We start from the raw sequence: 19,066 nt of genomic DNA, 5'->3' as shown, positions 1-19,066 counted from the left end.
GGAGGGGGCGCCCCGCTATTCCCGCAGCACGCGGACGAGCTCGTCCACGTCGGACTCGTCGTTCCAGAGGTGGAAGGCGATGCGGAGCCGGCCGCCGCGGCCCGAGACGCGCAGACCCGCGGCCTGCAGCAGCTCCAGGTCCGCTCCCCCCTCGTCCGGCCAGGACACGAGCGCCCGGTGCTGAGGCTCCCGGTCCAGCCGCTCGCACAGTAGGTCGCCGAGGCCGGAGGCGTGCGCCCAGACCGCGTCGAGGTCGAGCGAGCGGAACAGAGCGAGCGACGCCTCGGCGCCGGCGAACGCCTGCCAGGCCGGCGAGACGTCGAAGCGGCGGGCGTTCTCGGCCAGGTGCATGGCCGGTCCGTAGCAGGACGACCACACGTCCTCCCCCGAGTACCAGCCCGCCTGCACGGGGACGAGCTCGGCCGCGTAGGCGGGCGAGACGGTGAGGAACGCCACTCCGCGCGGCGAGCACAGCCATTTGTAGGCGTGGGTGAGGGTCGCGTCGAAGCGGGAGGCGTCGACCGGCAGGACGCCGGCCGCCTGCGTCAGGTCGCACGCGGTCCGCACTCGGTGGCGCGCGGCCGCCTCGAGGACGGAGTCGAGATCGGCGAGCGCTCCGCTGCTGGACTGCACGGCGGAGAAGACGACGAGGTCGTCCCCGTCCTCGACGGAGTCGGACAGCGCCTCGAGCGCGACGGAGCGCACGGTCACTCCGCGGTGCGCCTGGGCGAGGAAGGGGAACACGATGGAGGAGAAGTCGCCGTCCACGCAGAGCACGCGGGCCCCGTCGGGCAGCGAGGCGGCGAGCACGGCGGCCATGGCGGAGGTCTGCGAGCCGATCGCGACACGGTCGACCGGGACGCCGGCGATCGCGGCGAACGAGGCACGCGCGCGCTCGGCGACAGCGCCGTAGGCGGCGGCCGTGCTCTCCCCGGACGACCAGCCGTCGAGGTCCGCCCGCAGCGCCTCGACGGTCTGCCGCGGCGGCAGGCCGAGGGTGCAGGCGTTGTGGTAGCCGCGGGCACCGGCGAAGCGCGCGCGCAGGTCGGCGGAGTTCGGCAGTGCGGTGCTCACCTCTCGAGGATGACGCTCGGGAGCCGGATCGCCAAGACCGGGGAGCGACCGGGCGCGTCGGCGGCGGGCCCGGTCAGCGGGCGGCGAGAGCGTGCGCCTGCTCGAGCACGGCGACGACCTCGCGGGCCTCGCGCACGTCGACCGGCGAGGGAGCGCCGTCCTGGAGGGACAGCGCGACCTGCTCGAGGAACGCGGCGTAGCGTCCCCGCTCACTCGGCACGGGGTGTGCGCCGGAGTCGTCGACGAGGACGCCCCATCCCTCCGGCGCGACCTCGCCGAAGCCGTCGTCGTCCGGTCGGGCGCCGCCGGTGCGGAGCGCGGTCTCCTGCGGATCGAGACCGTCGACGCTGAAGGCGGCGCGGGTGCCGAGCACGCGGAAGCGGGGGCCGGTCGCCCGGGCGACGCGGCTCATGGTGAGGTGGGAGCGGACGCCACTGTGATGCAGGAGCGAGACGAACGCGTCGTCCTCGCTCGCGGAGCCCTCGTGGACGGTCCGGGTCTCGGCCGCCGTGACGACCGCCGGGCCGAACAGCAGCAGCGCCTGGTCGACCAGGTGGCTGCCGAGATCGAAGAGGATCCCGCCACCCTCGGCCGGACCCGTCTCGCTCTGCCACCGGCCCGTCTTCGGCGCGCTCCAGCGCTCGAAGGTCGACTCGAAGCGGAGGACCTCGCCGAGGACCCCTTCGCCCAGGAGGCGGCGGAGGGTGAGCAGATCGGCGTCCCAGCGCCGGTTCTGGAAGACGAAGACGGGCGCACCGCTCCGCTCGGAGGCGGCGATGATCGCGTCCGCGTCGGCCGCGCTCGGTGCGAAGGGCTTGTCGATCACGACGGCGACTCCGGCCTCGAGCACTCGGACGGCCTGCTCCCGGTGCACCGACGGCGGCGAGGCGAGCACGACCAGCTCCGGCCGCTCGGCGAGCACCGCGTCGAGGTCGGGCACGATCCGGGCCTCGGGATGCGCGGCGGAGGCCGCGGCCCTCCGACCGGCGTCGCGGGTGGAGACGGCGACGACCTCGAAAGCGGGATCCGCCGCGAGGAACGGACCGTGGAAGACGCTGCCCGCGAGCCCGAAGCCGACGATTCCGACCCGGATCACGAGGAGGCCCCCGGCACGTCGACCGCGCCGCCGAAGCGGCGGGAGCGGCCGGAGTAGTGCTCGATCGCGTCCCAGAGGTCGGTCCGCGTGAAGTCCGGCCAGAGCCGGTCGAGGAACACCATCTCGGCGTAGGCGCTCTGCCAGAGCAGGAAGTTGCTGGTGCGCTGCTCGCCGGAGGAGCGCACGAAGAGGTCGACGTCCGGCATCTCGGGCACGTAGAGCGCCTTGGCGATCGTCTTCTCGGAGATGCCGGAGGGCTTGAGCCGCCCCGCCTGGACCTCGGCGGCGAGCCGCTGCACCGCGTCGGCGATCTCGGTGCGCCCGCCGTAGTTGACGCACATGGTGAGCGTCAGCACGTCGTTGTCCGCGGTCATCCCCTCGGCGAACTGCAGCTCGTTGATCACCGACGCCCACAGGCGCGGCTTCCGGCCGGCCCAGCGGATGCGCACGCCCCACTCGTTGAGCTGATCGCGGCGGCGGTGCAGCACATCGCGGTTGAAGCCCATCAGGAAGCGCACCTCCTCGGGCGAGCGCTTCCAGTTCTCGGTCGAGAACGCGTAGACGCTGAGGTGCTTCACGCCGATCTGGATCGCTCCGGCCACGACGTCCAGCAGCGCCGTCTCGCCGCGCTTGTGCCCCTCGATCCTCGTCAGGCCGCGGGAGTTCGCCCAGCGGCCGTTCCCGTCCATCACGATGGCGACGTGCCCTGGAACGGCCTTCCGCGGGATCGCAGGCGGGTGGATCCCGGTCCAGTCGAGGGGGCGGTACGGCTCGGCGTCCTTGTGAGTGAAGGGCTTCATCGGGTGACGTGCTCCAGGGATCTCAGACCGCGTTCGAGGTGGAACTGCGTGTAGGCGGCGACCACTCCGCTCGCCCGCGACCGCGTGGTCGGCTCGGTGGTCTCGGCGTGGGCCCAGTCTCCCGTGAGCAGTGCGCCCAGCAGGACCACGACCTCCGGAGCGACCCGCGGTGCGCCGGGCGGCGTGCAGTCGGCGCAGACGACGCCTCCGAGCTGCACCACGACCGCGCCGTGGGGCCCGGGAGCGCCGCAGCGCGCGCAGTCCTCGAAGCTGGGCGCCCAGCCCGCGATCGAGAGCGCCCGCAGGAGGTAGGAGTCGAGCGTCAGCACCGGCTCGTGCTCGTGCTTCGAGAGCGAGCGCAGGGCCCCGACGAGCAGCAGGTACTGCTGCAGGGAGGCGTCCGCGTCGGTGAGGCGGTCCGCCGTCTCGACCATCGCGCTCGCCGCCGTGTAGCTGTCGTAGTCGGCGGCGATCAGCGCACCGTAGGCGCCGAGCGACTCGGCCTGCGTGACGATGTCGAGGCTCCGGCCCTCGTAGAGCTGGAGGTCGGCGACCATGAACGGCTCGAGCCGCGAGCCGAACTTGGAGCCGGTCTTGCGAACGCCCTTCGCCACCGCGCGGATCTTGCCGTGGCTGCGCGAGAGCAGCGTCACGATGCGGTCGGCCTCGCCCAGCTTGTGCGTGCGGAGCACCACGGCTTCGTCGCGATAGGTGGGCATCCTCCGATTATCCCCCCGACCCCCGACACCCGGCTGGCAGCCCGGCCGGAGCAGGGCCCGCGCCGTGGAACGATGTCCGGGTGGCAGCCTCCCTCTTCGAGATCCCGGCCTGGGCCGACCTGCTCGCGATCGCCATCGGCTGCCTCCAGGGCGCGATGTTCGCGGGCGAGTTCCGCGACCGCCGGATCGACCTGCTCGGCGTCACGATCATCGGCACGGCCACCGGCCTCGGCGGCGGCGTGCTCCGCGATCTGCTGCTCCAGACGCCCCTGGTGGCCCTGCACACCGACGCGTACCTGATCGTCGCGGTGACCGCCTCCCTGCTCGGGATGCTGCTCCAGCACCTGCTGAACCGGGTCGACGGGACGATCACCGCCCTCGACGCGCTGACCCTCGGACTCTTCGGCGCGATCGGCACCACGAAGGCCCTGTCGCTCGGCGTGCCGGAGGTGCCGGCCGTGTTCGTCGGCACCGTCTCGGCCGTCGGCGGATCCGTCGTCCGCGACATCCTGCTGAACCGGCCGATCGCGCTGATGCACGTCGGCTCGCTCTATGCGGTCGCCGCCTCGGTGGGCACCGGCGTCCTGGTCCTCGCGCTGCGCTTCGGAGTGACGATCGACTTCGCCGCGCCGCTCGCGGTGGGCGTGACCACGGTCATCCGCCTGCTCGCGGTCCGCTACGGCTGGAGCCTGCCCGAGCAGCGCGCGCTCAGCGGGGTGCCGCGCCTGCGCTGGCGCCGCCGGACCTAGCGGCGGCCGACCCGGACGCAGGGAGCGGAGTCCCGCGCGGTCCGCGCACGGGAACGCCGGGGGAGCCGCGACGCGTCACGGCTCCCCCGGCGGGGATCGGGCCCGATCAGGCGGAGGCGCCGGCCAGCTCGCGGACCGGGACCTCCTCGCGCAGGGCGCGGTTGACGGCCGAGACGATGGCCTTGAGCGAGGCCGTCGAGATGTCGGCGTCCACGCCCACGCCCCACAGGGTGCGGCTGTTCACCGTGCACTCGACGTACGAGGCGGCCAGCGCGTCGCCGCCGGCGCTGAGCGCGTGCTCGACGTAGTCGAGGACCCGGACCTCGACGCCCTGCTGCTCCAGCACGGCCTCGAAGGCGTTGATCGGGCCGTTGCCCCGCGAGCTGGCCGAGACGCGCTCGTCGCCCACCCGGAGGACCGCGTCCAGCGCGATGCTGCCGCCCAGATCGCTCGACGTGTTCGTGCGCAGCAGCTCGAAGCGGCCCCACTTCTCGTCGGCGCGCTCGGCGGGCGCGGGCAGGTACTCGTCCTGGAACACCGTCCAGATCTGCTCGCTCGTGACCTCGCCGCCCTCGGCGTCGGTCTTGGCCTGCACGACGCCCGAGAACTCGATCTGCAGCCGGCGCGGCAGGTCGAGCGCGTGGTCCGTCTTCAGCAGGTACGCGACTCCGCCCTTGCCGGACTGCGAGTTGACGCGGATGACCGCCTCGTAGGAGCGGCCCAGGTCCTTCGGGTCCACCGGCAGGTAGGGCACGGCCCAGGTGAGCTCGTCGACGCTGCGGCCGGTCCGCTCGGCCTCGGCCTGCATCGCCTCGAAGCCCTTCTTGATGGCGTCCTGGTGCGAGCCGCTGAAGGCGGTGAAGACCAGGTCGCCCGCCCAGGGGCTGCGCTCGGGAACGGGCAGCTGGTTGCAGTACTCGGCGGTGCGCTTGATGCCGTCCATGTCGCTGAAGTCGATCTGCGGGTCGACCCCCTGGGTGAACAGGTTCACGCCCAGCGCGACCAGGTCGACGTTGCCGGTGCGCTCGCCGTTGCCGAAGAGGCAGCCCTCGATCCGGTCCGCGCCGGCCAGGTAGCCCAGCTCGGCGGCCGCCACGGCCGTGCCGCGGTCGTTGTGGGGGTGCAGCGACAGCACGATGTTCTCGCGCTGCGCGAGGTTGCGGCTCATCCACTCGATCGAGTCGGCGTAGACGTTCGGGGTGGCCATCTCGACGGTGGCGGGCAGGTTCAGGATGACCTTGCGCTCGGGAGTCGGCTCGAAGACCTCGACGACCCGGTCGCAGATCTCGCGGGCGAAGTCGAGCTCGGTGCCGGTGTAGCTCTCGGGCGAGTACTCGTAGTAGACGGCCGTGCCGGGGACGGTCGACTCCATCTCGCGGCACTTGCGGGCGCCGGCCAGCGCGATGTCGATGATGCCCTGACGGTCCTTGCGGAACACGACCTCGCGCTGCAGCACGCTCGTGGAGTTGTAGAGGTGCACGATCGCCTGGCGCGCACCGCGGATCGACTCGTAGGTGCGCTCGATCAGGTGGTCGCGGGCCTGGGTCAGCACCTGGATGGTGACGTCCTCGGGGATCGCGCCCTCCTCGATGAGGCTGCGCACGAAGTCGAAGTCGGTCTGGCTCGCGCTCGGGAATCCGACCTCGATCTCCTTGTAGCCCATCCGGACCAGCAGATCGAACATGATGCGCTTGCGCTCGGGGCTCATCGGGTCGATGAGCGCCTGGTTGCCGTCGCGGAGGTCCACGGCGCACCAGCGGGGCGCGGTCGTGATGCGCTTCGACGGCCAGGTGCGGTCGGGCAGGTCCACGGCGATCAGCTCGTGGAAGGGACGGTACTTGCCGATCGGCATGGGCGACGGCTTCTGGTTGTTCAGCATGAGGTGCTCTCCCGGCGCAGTGGTGCGCACGTGTCTGTTCTCGCTCGTGACCGATCCCGCTCGCGTGCGGCTCCGCTGGTGGGCGGTGCCGGTCGAGCGGTCTCGCGGGGATCCGGATGCGGATCGACCTCGCGGGCGAGGGATGGTTCAGCCGACGACGGACTCCGCGACGAGGATGGCCTGAGGATCAGATCTCGTCGCGGCGGAGAAGGAGGAGCTGTCCGAAGCGCACCCGGTCAGGGTAGCACCGCCCCCGCGGCGCGTCACCCCGGCGTCCCGCGCTAGGTGACCAGGCCGTTCTCGTAGGCGTAGACCACCAGCTGCACGCGGTCGCGCAGGCCGAGCTTGCCGAGGGTGCGGCTGATGTGCGTCTTCACCGTCGCCTCGCTCAGGAACTCGGCGCGCGCGATCTCGGTGTTGCTCATCCCCCGCGCGGCCAGGTGGAAGATCTCGCGCTCGCGGTCGGTGAGGGTCGCGAAGGCGGGCGGGGTCTCCCGTCCGCTGCCCGCCGCTCCGAAGTGCTCGAAGAGCTCGCGGGTCGCGGAGGCGGCGACCACGGCGGTCCCCGCGTGCACGGTGCGGACGGAGGCGAGGAGGAAGCCGGGCTCCGTGTCCTTCAGGAGGAAGCCGCTCGCGCCCGCCCGGATGGCGCGCGCGGCCGCCTCGTCGAGGTCGAAGGTGGTCAGCACGAGGATGCGCGGAGGCTCGACCCGCCGCTCCTGCGCGTCCGCGAGGATCCGCCGGGTCGACTCGATCCCGTCGACGCCCGGCATCCGGATGTCCATCAGCACGACGTCGGGGGCCAGCCGCGCGACCAGCTCCGCGCCCTCCGCCCCGTCCGAGGCCTCCCCGACCACCTCGAGGTCGGGCTGCGAGCCGAGCAGCATGCGGATGCCGGCGCGGAAGAGGGCCTGGTCGTCGACGAGGACGAGGCGGATGGTGTCGGTCATGCGGGGCTGCCTCCGGAGGCGAGGGGTGGGGCGGTGCGGGCGAGGGACGGGGAGGAGGGCAGGCGCGCGTCGACGACGAAGTCGTCCCCGACCGGGCCGGCGGCGAGCACTCCCCCGACGAGCGCGGCGCGCTCGCGCATGCCGACCAGTCCGTGGCCCTCGCCCGGCAGGGAGTCGCGCTCGACGTCGGCGCACCGGGCGTTGCGCACGGTCAGGGCGAGCTCGCCGCCGTCCTGGCGCAGGGCGATGTCGAGCGGCGAGCCCGGGCGGCCGTGGCGGAGAGCGTTCGTGGTCGCCTCCTGGGCGATCCGGTACAGGGCCAGACCGACGGCGCGCGGCACCGCCTCCAGGTCGACGGCGAGCTCGGCGCGGACGGGGGCTCCGGCTCCGCCCACGCTGTCGAGGAGGGCCGGCAGGTCGCGCGCGCCGGGCTGCGGGCCGTCGCTCTGCGAGTGCCGCAGCTGGGCGAGGAGCACGCGCACGTCGCCGAGGGCGTCCCGGGCGACGGAGGAGATGGTCAGCAGCGCGGCGTCGGTCTGCTCGGGGCTGGTGGCGCCGAGGTAGCGCGCGCCGTCCGCCTGCGCGATCACGACGGCGAGGGAGTGGGCGACGACGTCGTGCATATCGCGGGCGATCCGGTTGCGCTCCTCCACGGTGTCGAGCTCGCGCTGCGCCCGGGCGCGCTCCTGCTCGGCCTGCGCGCGCAGGGTCTGGCCCTCACGCGCCCGGCGGACCGAGCGGGAGAGCAGTCCGATGGTCCAGGAGAGGCCGAGCGTCGCGAGGATCCCGCCGAAGGTGGCTCCGGCCGACAGCAGGCCGTCGTAGGCGCTCGCGACGAGGTCGAAGACGAGGACGAGGTAGACGACGGCGACCACGGCGCCGAGGACGGCCGACACCGCGCCCGCGATCCGCACCCGCCGCGACTCCGACGCGCCGGCGCCGAAGAGGACGGCCAGGATGGCCAGATCCGCGGGTCCGGGAGCGAGGCTCGCGCTCATCTGCAGGGCGGCACCGGCCCAGGCGATCGAGAGGGCGAGGACCGGGGACCGCCGGTGCAGCACCAGCGCGACCGCGAGCACCCCCGCGACCAGCAGCTGCATCGCGCCGTCCACCCCGGCGAACGGGAGGCCGGCGACGAGGAGGAGCACCAGCGCCTGACCACCGGCGACCCCCACCGCGAAGGGGTCCTGCGGCCCGGCGACCCGGGTCAGCAGCGCGTCGATCCGATCGCCCGCGAGAACCGGCGCCCGCAGCGCGTTGAGGTACACGAGGACCTTCGCCGCACCGAGCACGGAGGCGACCGCGAGAGCGACCAGGGCGAGGACCACGAACTCCACGCGCGCCGGGAGCCCGGACGGATCGAGCGGGCCGGAGACGCCGAGCGCGACGGTGACGCCGCCGATCCCGGCGAGGATCAGGCCGCCCGCGAGCGCCAGGGCACGGGTCCAGGGGCCCACCCGGCGGGTCGTCTGCCAGAGGACGACCAGGCCGACGAGCACCCCGTCGACGGGGACGCCGCCGAGCAGGACGCCTCCGTCGGCGAGCGCGCCGACCGCGACGAGCGAGGGGGCGAGCGCGGGCAGGAATCCCGCGACGGCGAGGGCCAGCGCGAGCACGAGGCCGCCGGCGATCCGCTCGGTCGGAGTGACCCCGGTGAACCCGAGCAGCAGGTGGAGGGCGGCGAGCAGCGCCCCGGCGATCGGCAGGGCCGCCGGTCGGTCGAGGAGGGCGCGCATGAGGACCACGCTACGGGTCCGCGCGCCCGGGGGCGTCGTCCTGGAGGGTGACCGCGGTCGTCCTCCGGCGTCAGAAGCCCAGGCGCCCCAGCAGCTTCGGGTCGCGCTGCCACTCCTTGGCGACCTTCACCCGGATGGAGAGGAACACGCGGCGGCCCAGCAGGCGCTCGATCTGCTCGCGGGAGACGGCTCCCACCTCGCGCAGGCGCTGGCCGCCCTTGCCGATGATGATGCCCTTCTGGCTGTCGCGCTCCACGAAGACGTTGGCGTAGATGTCGATCAGCGAGCCGTCCTCGCGCTCGACCATGTCGTCGAGCGTCACGGCGAGGGAGTGCGGCAGCTCGTCCGAGACGCCCTCGAGGGCGGCCTCGCGGATGAACTCGGCGATCCGCGAGGACAGGTCCTCGTCGGTCACCGCCTCCTCCGGGTAGAGGGCGGGCGAGACCGGCATCAGGCGCAGGAGCTCGACGGCCAGGACGTCCAGCTGCTCCTCGGTCACGGCCGAGATCGGCACGATCGTGTCCCACTCGCGCAGCTCCGAGACGGCGAGCAGCTGCTTCGCCACGGACTTCTTCGAGGAGAGGTCGACCTTCGAGACGATAGCGACCTTCCGAGCGCGCGGGAAGGAGTCGAGCTGCTCGTTGATGAAGCGGTCTCCCGGGCCGATCGGCTCGTCCGCGGGGAACAGCATCCCGATGACGTCGACGTCGCCGAGGGTCGAGGTGACGAGCGAGTTCAGCCGCTCTCCGAGGAGCGTGCGCGGCCGGTGGATGCCGGGGGTGTCGACGACGATCAGCTGGCCGTCGGTGCGGTGCACCACGCCGCGGATCGCGCGCCGCGTGGTCTGGGGCTTCGAGCTCGTGATGGCGATCTTCTCGCCGACGAGGGCGTTCGTGAGCGTCGACTTGCCCACGTTCGGGCGGCCGACGAAGGACACGAAGCCCGCCCGGTAGGGAGCGGCGGCGGGAGTGGTGTCGGTCATCGTGCGTCCTCGTGCTGATCGCCCGTGGCTCCGCGGGTGGGAGCCGTGCTCGGGCTGGGGGTGGTGGTGCCGCCGTCCGCGATGATCGCGACGGGGCCGGTGCCGGGCTCGCCGGCGGTGTCCAGATCGGGATCGCGGCGGACGATCACCGTGGAGATGGTCCCACGGCGCGGGTCCGCCTGCTCGGCCTCGAGCAGCACTCCGCCGATCCGCGCCGTCGCGCCGCGCTCGGGGAGGCGCCCGTAGGCCTTGGTCAACAGTCCGCCGACCGAGTCGACGTCGTCGTCCTCGAGGTCGAGCTCGAACAGCTCGCCGAGCTCGTCCACCGGCAGGCGCGCCGAGACGCGGTAGACCCCGGGCGCCGTCTCCTCGAAGAGGTCGACCTCGCGGTCGTACTCGTCGGAGATGTCGCCGACGAGCTCCTCGATCAGGTCCTCGAGCGTCACCAGGCCCGCGATGCCGCCGTACTCGTCGACCACCATCGCGAGGTGGTTGGACTCGAGCTGCATCTGGCGGAGCAGCTCGTCGGCCTTTTTCGACTCGGGCACGAACAGCGCCGGGCGCGCGAGATCGGCGACCGTGTCGTCGTCGTCCGGCCGCTCGTAGGTGTGCCGGGCCACGTCGCGCAGGTAGAGCACGCCGAGGACGTCGTCGACGCCGTCGCCGATGACGGGGAGCCGGGAGATGCCGCGGCTCAGCAGGAGCCCCATGCCGGCGCCGACGGAGGAGGTCGCCTCGATCGTCACCATGTCGGTGCGGGGCACCATCACCTCGCGGACGAAGGTGTCGTTGAATTCGAAGATCGAGTGGATCAGCTCGCGGTCGTCCTGCTCGAGCACGTCCTGCTCGGTCGCCTCGTCGACCATGCTGAGCAGCTGCTCCTCGGAGGAGAACCCCGCCGAGCGCCCGGTCCCCGGCGTCACCCGGTTGCCGAGGGCCACGAGCCCGTGCGCGACCGGGCCCAGCGCGAGCCGGAGCACGTGCACGAGCGAGGCGCTGGTGGACAGGACCGCGCGGGCGTTCGCGCGCCCGACGCTGCGGGGGCTGGAGCCGACCAGGACGAACGAGACCGCCGCCATGATCAGGACCGCCAGCAGGAGCGCGAGCCAGAGCTGCGGGACCTCGACGACCAGCACCGTGGTGACGAACACCGCGGCCGTCGTCTCGGCCGCGATCCGCGAGAAGTTGACGACGTTGACGTGGGCGCTCATGTCGCCCGCGATCGCGCGGAGAGCGCGGGCGCTGCGGGAGTGCTGGGCCATGTCGAGCAGGTCGCTGCGCGAGAGGACGCCGAGTGCGGCGTCGGTCGCGGCGAACCAGCCGCCGACGGCGACGAGCGCGAGGGCGGCGATGAGGAGCTGGAGAGTGGGCACGGCGCGCTCTAGCGGCGTCGCTCGCTGATGTGGAAGCCGACCAGGATGTCGCGCTGGATGCCGAACATCTCGCGCTCCTCCTCCGGCTCGGCGTGATCGAAGCCGAGCAGGTGAAGGAGCCCGTGGGCGGTCAGCAGCTGCAGCTCGTCGAGCACGGAGTGGCCGGCCGACTCGGCCTGGGACTGCGCGACCTGCGGGCAGAGCACGATGTCGCCGAGGAGCCCCGCGGGGGTCTGCTCGTCCTCGGTCCCGGGACGCAGCTCGTCCATCGGGAAGCTGAGCACGTCGGTCGGTCCCGGCTCGTCCATCCACTGCACGTGCAGCTGCTCCATCGCGCCCTCGTCGACCAGCACGATCGCGAGCTCGGCGTCGGGGTGCACGTGGAGCGAGTCGAGCGCGTAGCCGGCGAGGCGCAGCAGGGCGGCCTCGTCGACGGGGACGCTCGACTCGTTGTTGATCTCGATGCTCACGGGGGCGGGTCTTCCTTCGGTTCGGGAGGGGCGGGCGGGCTCAGCCGCGCGGAGGCTGGCGGTCGCCGGGCGGGCGGGCGGCCTGGCCGCGGCGCTCGGCGCGGTTCGCGAACTCCCGGGCCTGCTCGCGCTCGAAGTGCTGCGCCTGCTTCTGCTGGTCGTACTCGGTGTACGCGTCCACGATGCGGCCGACCAGGCTGTGGCGCACCACGTCCTCGCTGGTCAGGCGCGAGAAGTGGATGTCGTCGATGCCGTCGAGCACGCGCGTCACGAGGCGGAGTCCGCTCGCGCCGGTCGGCAGGTCGACCTGGGTGATGTCGCCGGTGACGACCATCTTGGAGCCGAAGCCGAGGCGGGTGAGGAACATCTTCATCTGCTCGGGCGTCGTGTTCTGCGCCTCGTCGAGCACGACGAACGAGTTGTTGAGCGTGCGCCCGCGCATGTAGGCGAGCGGCGCGACCTCGATCGTGCCGGCCGCGAGCAGCTTCGGGACGATCTCGGGGTCCATCATCTCGTTCAGCGCGTCGTAGAGCGGGCGCAGGTACGGGTCGATCTTGTCGGTGAGCGAGCCGGGCAGGTAGCCCAGCCGCTCCCCCGCCTCGACCGCCGGGCGGGTCAGGATGATCCGCTCGACCTCCTTGCGCTGCAGCGACTGCACGGCCTTCGCCATCGCCAGGTAGGTCTTGCCGGTTCCGGCCGGGCCGATGCCGAAGACGATGGTGTTCTGATCGACCGCGTCGACGTACTCGCGCTGCCCGAGCGTCTTGGGCCTCACGCTCCGTCCGCGTGCCGTGAGGATGGCCTGGCCGAACGCCTCGGCCGGGCTCACCGGCCCGCCGTTCTGCAGGATGCGGGCGGACTCGCGCACGCCCTCCGGGTCGAGATCGTGCCCGCTCGCGGTCATGCGCACCAGTTCTTCCACCAGGCGCGTCGCCGCGGCGACGGGCTCGCGCTCGCCGTCGAGCGTCACCTCGTTGCCGCGCACGTGCACCCGGACATCGGGGAATCGTCCTTCGACCGCTCGGATGAGGCGGTCCTGGGGTCCGAGGAGGCGCACCATCGCGACTCCGTCGACGGCGACGACGCGCCGCGTCGTCTCGGACGCGTCCGCGCCGGGGGCGGGACGCTCGTCGGGGCTCGCGCCCGTGTTCTCAACCGGTGGCAAGGGAGCCTTCCGTCTGGTGGCCGCCCAGGACGTGGGCGTGCACGTGGAACACGGTCTGGCCCGCCTCTTCGCCGGAGTTGAAGACGAGGCGGAACTGACCGTTGCTGTGGGCGTCGGCGAGCGACTGGGCGACCTGCACCATCTCGGCGAGCAGGGCGGGATCGGCGGCGGCGAGGGCGGCGACCGTGGCGTGCTCCTGGGTCTTCGGGAAGACGAGGAGGTGGACGGGCGCCTTCGGCTCGATGTCGGTGATCGCGAGGATGCGCTCGTTCTCGAACACCACATCGGCCGGGATCTCGCCCTGGACGATGCGCGTGAAGACGGTGGGTTCGCTCATGCACTCATCTTAAACGGGGCCCGTGCGCGACGGGCGCCGCGTTCGCCCACGGCACCCTGCTCCGGCGCCCCGAGGCGGCTGTGGAGGAGCGTCACCAGCGGCCCAGGCGGGCCGAGAGGACGGCGATGGCAGCGGGACCTGCGGTCGAGGTGCGCAGGACGGAGTCGCCGAGCGCGACGGCCTCGGCGCCCGCCTCCGCGAGCAGCCGCAGCTCCTCCGGAGCGATGCCGCCCTCGGGCCCGACGACGAGCACCAGGTCGCGTCCGTCCGGGACCACCTGGGAGAGCCGCGCCTGCGCCGAGGGCTCGAGGACCAGCACGCGGGACGTCGCGGCGCGCGCGACGAGACCGCGCACCTGCTCGAGCGGCGCGACCTCGGGCACCCGGGGGCGCAGCGACTGCTTGCTCGCCTCGCGCACGATGGCCCGCCAGCGCTCGCGCCCCTTCTCCTCCTTCGGGCCCGACCACCGCGAGATCGACCGCGCGGCCTGCCACGGGACGACCTCGTCCACCCCGAGCTCGGTCGCCGCCTGCACGGCGAGCTCGTCGCGGTCGCCCTTCGCGAGGGCCTGGACGAGGACAAGGCGCGGGGACGGAACCGGGGACTCCTGCATCGACTCCACGACGAGCACCACTCGCGCCGGCTCCGCGCTCTCGACGACCGCGGTCGCGACGAGTCCGCGCCCGTCACCGACCCGGACGCTCTCGCCCGCGCGGATCCGGCTGACGGTCGCGGCGTGCCGTGCCTCCGCGCCGGTGAGCGCGAGCCGGCCCCCGACGACGAAGCCGCCGGAGTCCAGCGACTCGTCGATGTAGTGATGCGCCACGGGCTCAGCCCAGGAAGCGGTCGCGGAGCTTGGAGAACAGGCCCTGCTGGAAGTGGGTCAGCGCGGGCTTCTGCGGCTTGTAGTGCTTCGCGAGCTCCTGGACCAGCTCCCGCTCGCGGTGGCCCAGCTTCGTCGGGGTGACGACCTGGATGCCGATGCGGAGGTCGCCGCGTCCGCTGCCCCGCAGGCGCGTGACTCCGCGTCCCTTGATCGTGACGATCTCGGTGCTCTGCGTGCCCGGCTTGATCTCGATCTCGATGTCCCCGTCGAGCGCCTTGAGCGACGCCGTGGAGCCGAGGATCGCGTCCGTCATCTGCACCTCGAGGGTGCAGAGAAGGTCGTCGCCGTTGCGGCTGAAGACGTCGTGGTGCTTGACCTTGATCTCGAGGTACAGGTCGCCATTGGGGCCGCCGGCCGGGCCGACCTCGCCGCTGCCGGGCATCTGCAGGCGCAGGCCCGTGTCGACTCCCGCGGGGACGTCGACGGGGATGGTGCGGCGGGCGCGGACGCGTCCCTGGCCCTGGCAGGTGGAGCAGGGGGTCGCGATGACGGTGCCGTAGCCGCGGCAGGTGCCGCAGGGGCTCGCCGTCATCACGTTGCCCAGGAGCGAGCGGACCGTGCGCTGGATCTGGCCGGAGCCGTGGCAGATGTCGCAGGTCACCGGCGAGGTGCCGGGCTGGCAGCACGAGCCCTGGCACGTCTCGCAGAGCACCGCCGTGTCGACCTCGAGGTCGCGGTGGGTGCCGAAGATGACCTCGTCGAGCGAGACCTCCACGCGCAGCAGGGCGTCCTGGCCGCGCTCGCGGCGGGAGCGCGGCCCGCGGGACGAGCCCTGCGCGCCCTGCCCGAAGAAGGTCTCGAAGATGTCGCCGAACCCGCCGAAGCCCTGGCCGCCGCCGCCGAAGCCCTCCTGGGGCCCGCGGTCGTACTGCGCCCGCTGCTGGGCGTCGCTCAGGACGTCGTAGGCGTGCGTGACGAGCTTGAAGCGCTCGGAGGCGTCCGCGCTCGGGTTGACGTCGGGGTGCAGCTCGCGGGCGAGTCGGCGGTACGCCTTCTTGATCTCGTCGGCGGAGGCGTCGCGGTCGACGCCCAGCACTTCGTAGTGATCGGCCACAGGTGGCTTCGTCCTTCGTTCGTGGGTCGGTGGGCCGGGCACGGCGCACCGGGGGGATCCGGCGGGGGCCGGGAGGTCGGGCCTACTCCTCGCCGAGGAGGCGGGAGAGGTAGCGGGCGACGGCGCGCACCGCGGTGATGTTGCCGGAGTAGTCCATCCGGATCGGGCCGAGCACGCCCAGGCGCGAGACCTGGCCGCCCGCGGTGTTGTACCCGCTCGTGAGCACCGAGGTCTCCTGCAGCCCGAACGGCGCGTTCTCGCGGCCGATGCGCACCGAGATGCCCCGGGGGTCCGGGGTCATCTCGGCGAAGAGGCGCAGCAGCTCCACCTGCTCCTCGATCGCCTCGAGCACGGGGTAGATGCTGCCCGAGAAGTCCTCCTCGGTGCGGACGAGGTTCGCGGCGCCGGCCATGACCAGGCGGTCCTGCCGGTTGGCGCCGACCTGCTCGAGCAGGGTCTGCACGATCGGCGTCAGCACGTGGCGCCGCTCGGGGCTGAAGCGCTCCGCGACGGAGCCGAGCGTCTCGGCCGCCTGCTGGAGCCCGAGGCCCAGCACGGCCGTGTTGAGCTTCGCGCGGATCTCGCCGAGGAGCGCGTCGTCCACGTCCTCCGGGGTCTCGAGCACGCGCTGATCGACCCGGCCGGTGTCGGTGATCAGCACCGACAGGAGGCGGCGGGGAGCGAGGGCGACGAGCTCCACGTGGCGCAGCCGTGCGGCTCCGAACGACGGGTACTGCACGAGCGCGACGCTGTTGGTGAGCTGCGACAGCAGGCGGACGGTCTTGACCAGCACCTCGTCGAGGTCCGGGCTCTGCCCGAGGAACGTCTCGATCGCCTGGCGCTGCGCGGAGGTGAGCGGGCGCAGGTCGGCGAGCTGGTCGACGAAGAGGCGGTAGCCCTTGTCGGTTGGCACGCGTCCGGAGGACGTGTGCGGAGCCGCGATCAGCTCCTCCTCCTCCAGCTGGGCCATCTCGTTGCGGATGGTGGCGGCCGAGACGCCGAACGCGTGGCGCTCGACGATCGACTTGGAGCCCACCGGCTCCCGGTTCGCCACGTAGTCCTGCACGATCACGCGCAGGACCTGGAGACCGCGCTCCGTGACCATACGACCGACCTCCCGCCGGACTCCGAGTGCCCGCGGGCACGACCGTCTGCGGCGCTGACGCCGCGCGGAGCCTGGCACTCCGCAACTCTGAGTGCCAATCATAACCGGGAGGCGGACCGCCCGGCGGGGTTGCGCGGGGATCGGCCGGGGTGCACTCCTGCAGGGCCGCGGGGAGGAGCCCCGTCATCCCCGAGGAGGAGGTCCCGCGCGGCCCGGTGCGGAGGGAGTCGCCGCATGCCACGATGGACGCCGAGCGCACGGGGGACGCCCGTCGCCGCCGCCGGAACGGAGACCATCATGTCGGCCACCCCTCCCCCGCCCCCCGTCTACGGGACCCCGGCTCCGCCGCTGAACCCGGCGGACGAGAAGACCTGGGCGATCGTCACGCACGTGACCGGCATCTTCTTCAGCTTCCTGCCCTCGCTGATCGTCTTCCTGGTCTTCAAGGGGCGCGGACCGTTCCTCGAGGCGCACGCCAAGACGGCCCTCAACTTCCACCTGACGACGCTGATCGCCTACGTCGCCGGGACGATCCTGTCCTTCGTCCTCGTCGGCTTCATCGTGTTCCTGGTCGTGCCGATCCTGGTGATCGTCTTCGCGATCATCGCCTCGGTGCGCGCCAGCGCGGGCGAGTACTACACGTACCCGCTCAGCATCCCGTTCTTCAAGTAGCCGCGGCACCGGGGCGGCGGTGCGCCGGCCGCCCCGGGATCCGGCCTCAGCCGTCGGTGAGACGGCGCACGACCGCGTCGGCCAGCAGACGGCCGCGCAGGGTCAGCACGATCCGGCCGCCGAGCGCCGCCCGGCCGTCGACGAGGCCGTCGGCGATGAGCCCCGCCACCTCGCTGCGCCGATCGGCGTCGATCGCGTCGATGGGCAGCCCGTCCGCCAGGCGCGAGCGCAGCAGCACGTCCTCCACCCGCCGCGTCCCCGCGTCGAGCGTCTCCCGCCCGGCAGCGGGCGAGACCCCGGTGCTCAGCCGGTCGGCGTAGGCCGCCGGGTGCTTCACGTTCCACCAGCGCACGCCTCCGACGTGGCTGTGCGCGCCGGGACCGACGCCCCACCAGTCGTGGCCGAGCCAGTACGAGAGGTTGTGCCGGGAGCGGTGGGCGTCGTCGCGCGCCCAGTTGCTGACCTCGTACCAGGAGTACCCGGCAGCGGCCAGGCGCGCGTCGGCGAGCTCATACATGTCGGCCGTGAGGTCGTCGTCCGGGGTCGCGACCTCGCCGCGGCGGATCTGACGGGCGAGCTTCGTGCCGTCCTCCACGATCAGGGCGTAGGCCGAGAGGTGGTCCGGCCGGTTGGCGAGCGCGGAGTCGAGCGACCGCTCCCAGTCCGCGAGGGACTCCCCCGGCGTGCCGTAGATGAGGTCGAGGCTGACCTGCAGGCCGGCCTCCCGCGCCCACTCGACCACGAGCGGGACCCGCTCCGGGTCGTGGGTGCGCTCGAGCGTGGCGAGGACGTGCGGCACGGCCGACTGCATCCCGAAGCTGACGCGGGTGAAGCCCGCCTCGGCCAGCGCGCGGAGGTAGGCGGCGTCGACGGAGTCCGGGTTCGCCTCGGTGGTGATCTCGGCGTCGGGCGCGACCCCGAAGTGGGTGCGGAGACCGTCCAGCATCCGCACCAGGTCGCCGGCGGGCAGGAGGGTGGGCGTCCCGCCGCCGAAGAAGACCGTGCGGGCGGGGCGCCGGGGCAGGCCCGCGCGCTCGAGCACCTCGGCACCGAGAGCCATCTCGGTGATCGCCTCGTCGGCGTAGTCCTGCTGCTTCGCCCCGCGGAGCTCGGTCGCCGTGTAGGTGTTGAAGTCGCAGTACCCGCAGCGGACCCGGCAGAACGGCACGTGCACGTAGAGGCCGAGGTCCCGCTGCTCCACGCCGTCGACGACGGACGCGGGCAGTCCGCCGTCGAGCGGAGCAGGATCGGCGATCGGGAGGGCGCTCCCCACGTCAGCTGACGCGCGCCGGCAGCAGCGCGCGGAGGTACTTGGCGACCTGGCGCTTCTGCACGGCGCGCAGCACCGGCGCGCCCAGGCGGTAGAGACGGGTGGAGGGTCGCGAGAAGACCCGGATGACGAGCCAGACCGAGTCGTCCGCGCGCTTCTCGACAACGAAGGACTCCTCGCCGCTCTCGGGGTGGCCCTCGAGGGTGCCGTAGGCGAAGCCGACCTGGTCGGGCTCGTCGACGACGTAGACCACGCGGACCGGGGCGTCGAAGACGCGGCCGAGCAGGGTCACGCGGAGCACGGCGGTCACGCCGGCGGTGATGTAGGGGGTGCCGTCGGGAGCGAAGTGCTCCTCCGTCGGCCGGCTAACGAGGTCGATCGGGGTGCCCGCCGCGTCGAAGTTGACGCCGGTGTACTGCACGCCGCTCCCGCTGGTGACGTCGGTCACCTCGATGCCGCTGCCGCGCTGCACGCCCCAGGTCATCAGGGAGGCGGTGGTGATGGCGAAGCGCTCGTCGCCCGAGCCGAGACGGGCCTCGAAACGCTCGGCCGTGAAGCCGTCCGGCGGGTACTCGAGCAGGTCGGGTGCCAGAGTGCCGCCGACCGCCGCGTAGGTGACCTGCGGCTGGCCCTCGAAGTTGGAGCGGCGGATGCTCACGTCCCGACCTTCTTCCCGGACTCCTCGAGCGCGGCGCGCGTCGAGTCCGCGTGCCGGGTGGTGCTGTCCATCCGACCCAGCGTATCCGACC

Annotated in this window: 19 protein-coding genes; 2 read left to right on the top strand and 17 right to left on the bottom strand. The window is 72.8% G+C overall.

Annotated features, from left to right (window positions below):
* Window positions 1-15: 15 nt before the first annotated feature.
* The 4 genes from C5C36_RS07760 to recO form a co-directional block, all read right to left on the bottom strand.
* Window positions 16-1,074 carry an aminotransferase class V-fold PLP-dependent enzyme gene (locus C5C36_RS07760; protein WP_104247507.1) on the bottom strand — a complete coding sequence of 353 codons (1,059 nt, stop codon included), beginning with the start codon at window positions 1,072-1,074 and terminating at the stop codon, window positions 16-18.
* A gap of 73 nt (window positions 1,075-1,147) precedes the next feature.
* Window positions 1,148-2,170 (bottom strand): Gfo/Idh/MocA family oxidoreductase, encoded by a 1,023-nt coding sequence (locus C5C36_RS07755; RefSeq protein WP_104260974.1) that lies wholly within the window; start codon window positions 2,168-2,170, stop codon window positions 1,148-1,150.
* Entirely contained in the window at window positions 2,167-2,970 is an 804-nt protein-coding gene (locus C5C36_RS07750; RefSeq protein ID WP_104260973.1) for an isoprenyl transferase, read from the bottom strand. The genes C5C36_RS07755 and C5C36_RS07750 overlap by 4 nt, the downstream gene beginning before the upstream one ends.
* Window positions 2,967-3,689: a DNA repair protein RecO gene (gene recO, locus C5C36_RS07745; RefSeq protein WP_104223431.1), complete on the bottom strand. Its 723-nt coding sequence runs from the start codon at window positions 3,687-3,689 to the stop codon at window positions 2,967-2,969. The genes C5C36_RS07750 and recO overlap by 4 nt, the downstream gene beginning before the upstream one ends.
* 80 nt (window positions 3,690-3,769) lie before the next feature.
* Here recO and C5C36_RS07740 point away from each other — a divergent pair, with 80 nt between their 5' ends.
* Window positions 3,770-4,438 (top strand): trimeric intracellular cation channel family protein, encoded by a 669-nt coding sequence (locus C5C36_RS07740; protein WP_104223430.1) that lies wholly within the window; start codon window positions 3,770-3,772, stop codon window positions 4,436-4,438.
* A 106-nt stretch (window positions 4,439-4,544) separates the two neighbouring features.
* On the opposite strand, the gene leuA is transcribed toward C5C36_RS07740, so the two are convergent.
* The 11 genes from leuA to hrcA form a co-directional block, all read right to left on the bottom strand.
* Window positions 4,545-6,317: a 2-isopropylmalate synthase gene (leuA, locus tag C5C36_RS07735; protein ID WP_104309523.1), complete on the bottom strand. Its 1,773-nt coding sequence runs from the start codon at window positions 6,315-6,317 to the stop codon at window positions 4,545-4,547.
* Between the two features lie 281 nt (window positions 6,318-6,598).
* A complete protein-coding gene (locus C5C36_RS07730) occupies window positions 6,599-7,267 on the bottom strand; it encodes a response regulator transcription factor (RefSeq protein WP_104309522.1) in 669 nt (222 codons plus the stop codon).
* Window positions 7,264-9,003: a sensor histidine kinase gene (locus C5C36_RS07725; RefSeq protein WP_146085318.1), complete on the bottom strand. Its 1,740-nt coding sequence runs from the start codon at window positions 9,001-9,003 to the stop codon at window positions 7,264-7,266. Before C5C36_RS07725 ends, C5C36_RS07730 begins: the two co-directional genes overlap by 4 nt.
* A 70-nt stretch (window positions 9,004-9,073) precedes the next feature.
* A complete protein-coding gene (gene era / locus C5C36_RS07720; protein WP_104223426.1) occupies window positions 9,074-9,985 on the bottom strand; it encodes a GTPase Era in 912 nt (303 codons plus the stop codon).
* Window positions 9,982-11,358, bottom strand: a complete 1,377-nt coding sequence (locus C5C36_RS07715; protein WP_104223425.1) for a hemolysin family protein — start codon at window positions 11,356-11,358, stop codon at window positions 9,982-9,984. Before C5C36_RS07715 ends, era begins: the two co-directional genes overlap by 4 nt.
* Before the next feature lie 8 nt (window positions 11,359-11,366).
* Complete coding sequence (gene ybeY, locus C5C36_RS07710) at window positions 11,367-11,828, bottom strand: rRNA maturation RNase YbeY (RefSeq protein ID WP_104223424.1); 462 nt, start codon at window positions 11,826-11,828, stop codon at window positions 11,367-11,369.
* A gap of 40 nt (window positions 11,829-11,868) precedes the next feature.
* Window positions 11,869-12,888 (bottom strand): PhoH family protein, encoded by a 1,020-nt coding sequence (locus C5C36_RS07705; RefSeq protein WP_104225204.1) that lies wholly within the window; start codon window positions 12,886-12,888, stop codon window positions 11,869-11,871.
* Window positions 12,889-12,979: 91 nt separating this feature from the next.
* A complete protein-coding gene (locus C5C36_RS07700; RefSeq protein ID WP_104225201.1) occupies window positions 12,980-13,330 on the bottom strand; it encodes an HIT domain-containing protein in 351 nt (116 codons plus the stop codon).
* Between the two features lie 91 nt (window positions 13,331-13,421).
* A complete protein-coding gene (locus C5C36_RS07695) occupies window positions 13,422-14,156 on the bottom strand; it encodes a 16S rRNA (uracil(1498)-N(3))-methyltransferase (RefSeq protein ID WP_104248360.1) in 735 nt (244 codons plus the stop codon).
* Window positions 14,157-14,160: 4 nt separating this feature from the next.
* Window positions 14,161-15,270: a molecular chaperone DnaJ gene (gene dnaJ, locus C5C36_RS07690; protein ID WP_104225203.1), complete on the bottom strand. Its 1,110-nt coding sequence runs from the start codon at window positions 15,268-15,270 to the stop codon at window positions 14,161-14,163.
* Window positions 15,271-15,352: 82 nt separating this feature from the next.
* Window positions 15,353-16,375, bottom strand: a complete 1,023-nt coding sequence (gene hrcA / locus C5C36_RS07685; RefSeq protein ID WP_104223131.1) for a heat-inducible transcriptional repressor HrcA — start codon at window positions 16,373-16,375, stop codon at window positions 15,353-15,355.
* A 297-nt stretch (window positions 16,376-16,672) separates the two neighbouring features.
* On the opposite strand from hrcA, the gene C5C36_RS07680 reads away from it, so the two are divergent.
* On the top strand, window positions 16,673-17,047 hold the full coding sequence (locus C5C36_RS07680; protein WP_104223130.1) for a DUF4870 domain-containing protein: 375 nt from the start codon (window positions 16,673-16,675) through the stop codon (window positions 17,045-17,047).
* Window positions 17,048-17,093: 46 nt separating this feature from the next.
* On the opposite strand, the gene hemW is transcribed toward C5C36_RS07680, so the two are convergent.
* Window positions 17,094-18,320, bottom strand: a complete 1,227-nt coding sequence (gene hemW / locus C5C36_RS07675) for a radical SAM family heme chaperone HemW (RefSeq protein WP_104309520.1) — start codon at window positions 18,318-18,320, stop codon at window positions 17,094-17,096.
* 1 nt (window position 18,321) lies between these two features.
* Window positions 18,322-18,975: a DUF1990 family protein gene (locus C5C36_RS07670; RefSeq protein WP_258072228.1), complete on the bottom strand. Its 654-nt coding sequence runs from the start codon at window positions 18,973-18,975 to the stop codon at window positions 18,322-18,324.
* Window positions 18,976-19,066 lie beyond the last annotated feature (91 nt).

It is taken from the genome of Rathayibacter sp. AY1G1 (assembly GCF_002932095.1).
In the GTDB taxonomy this organism is placed as follows: Bacteria; Actinomycetota; Actinomycetes; order Actinomycetales; family Microbacteriaceae; genus Rathayibacter.
Note: the sequence above shows the minus strand (reverse complement) of the source record. Positions and strands in the feature narration are given on the sequence as shown.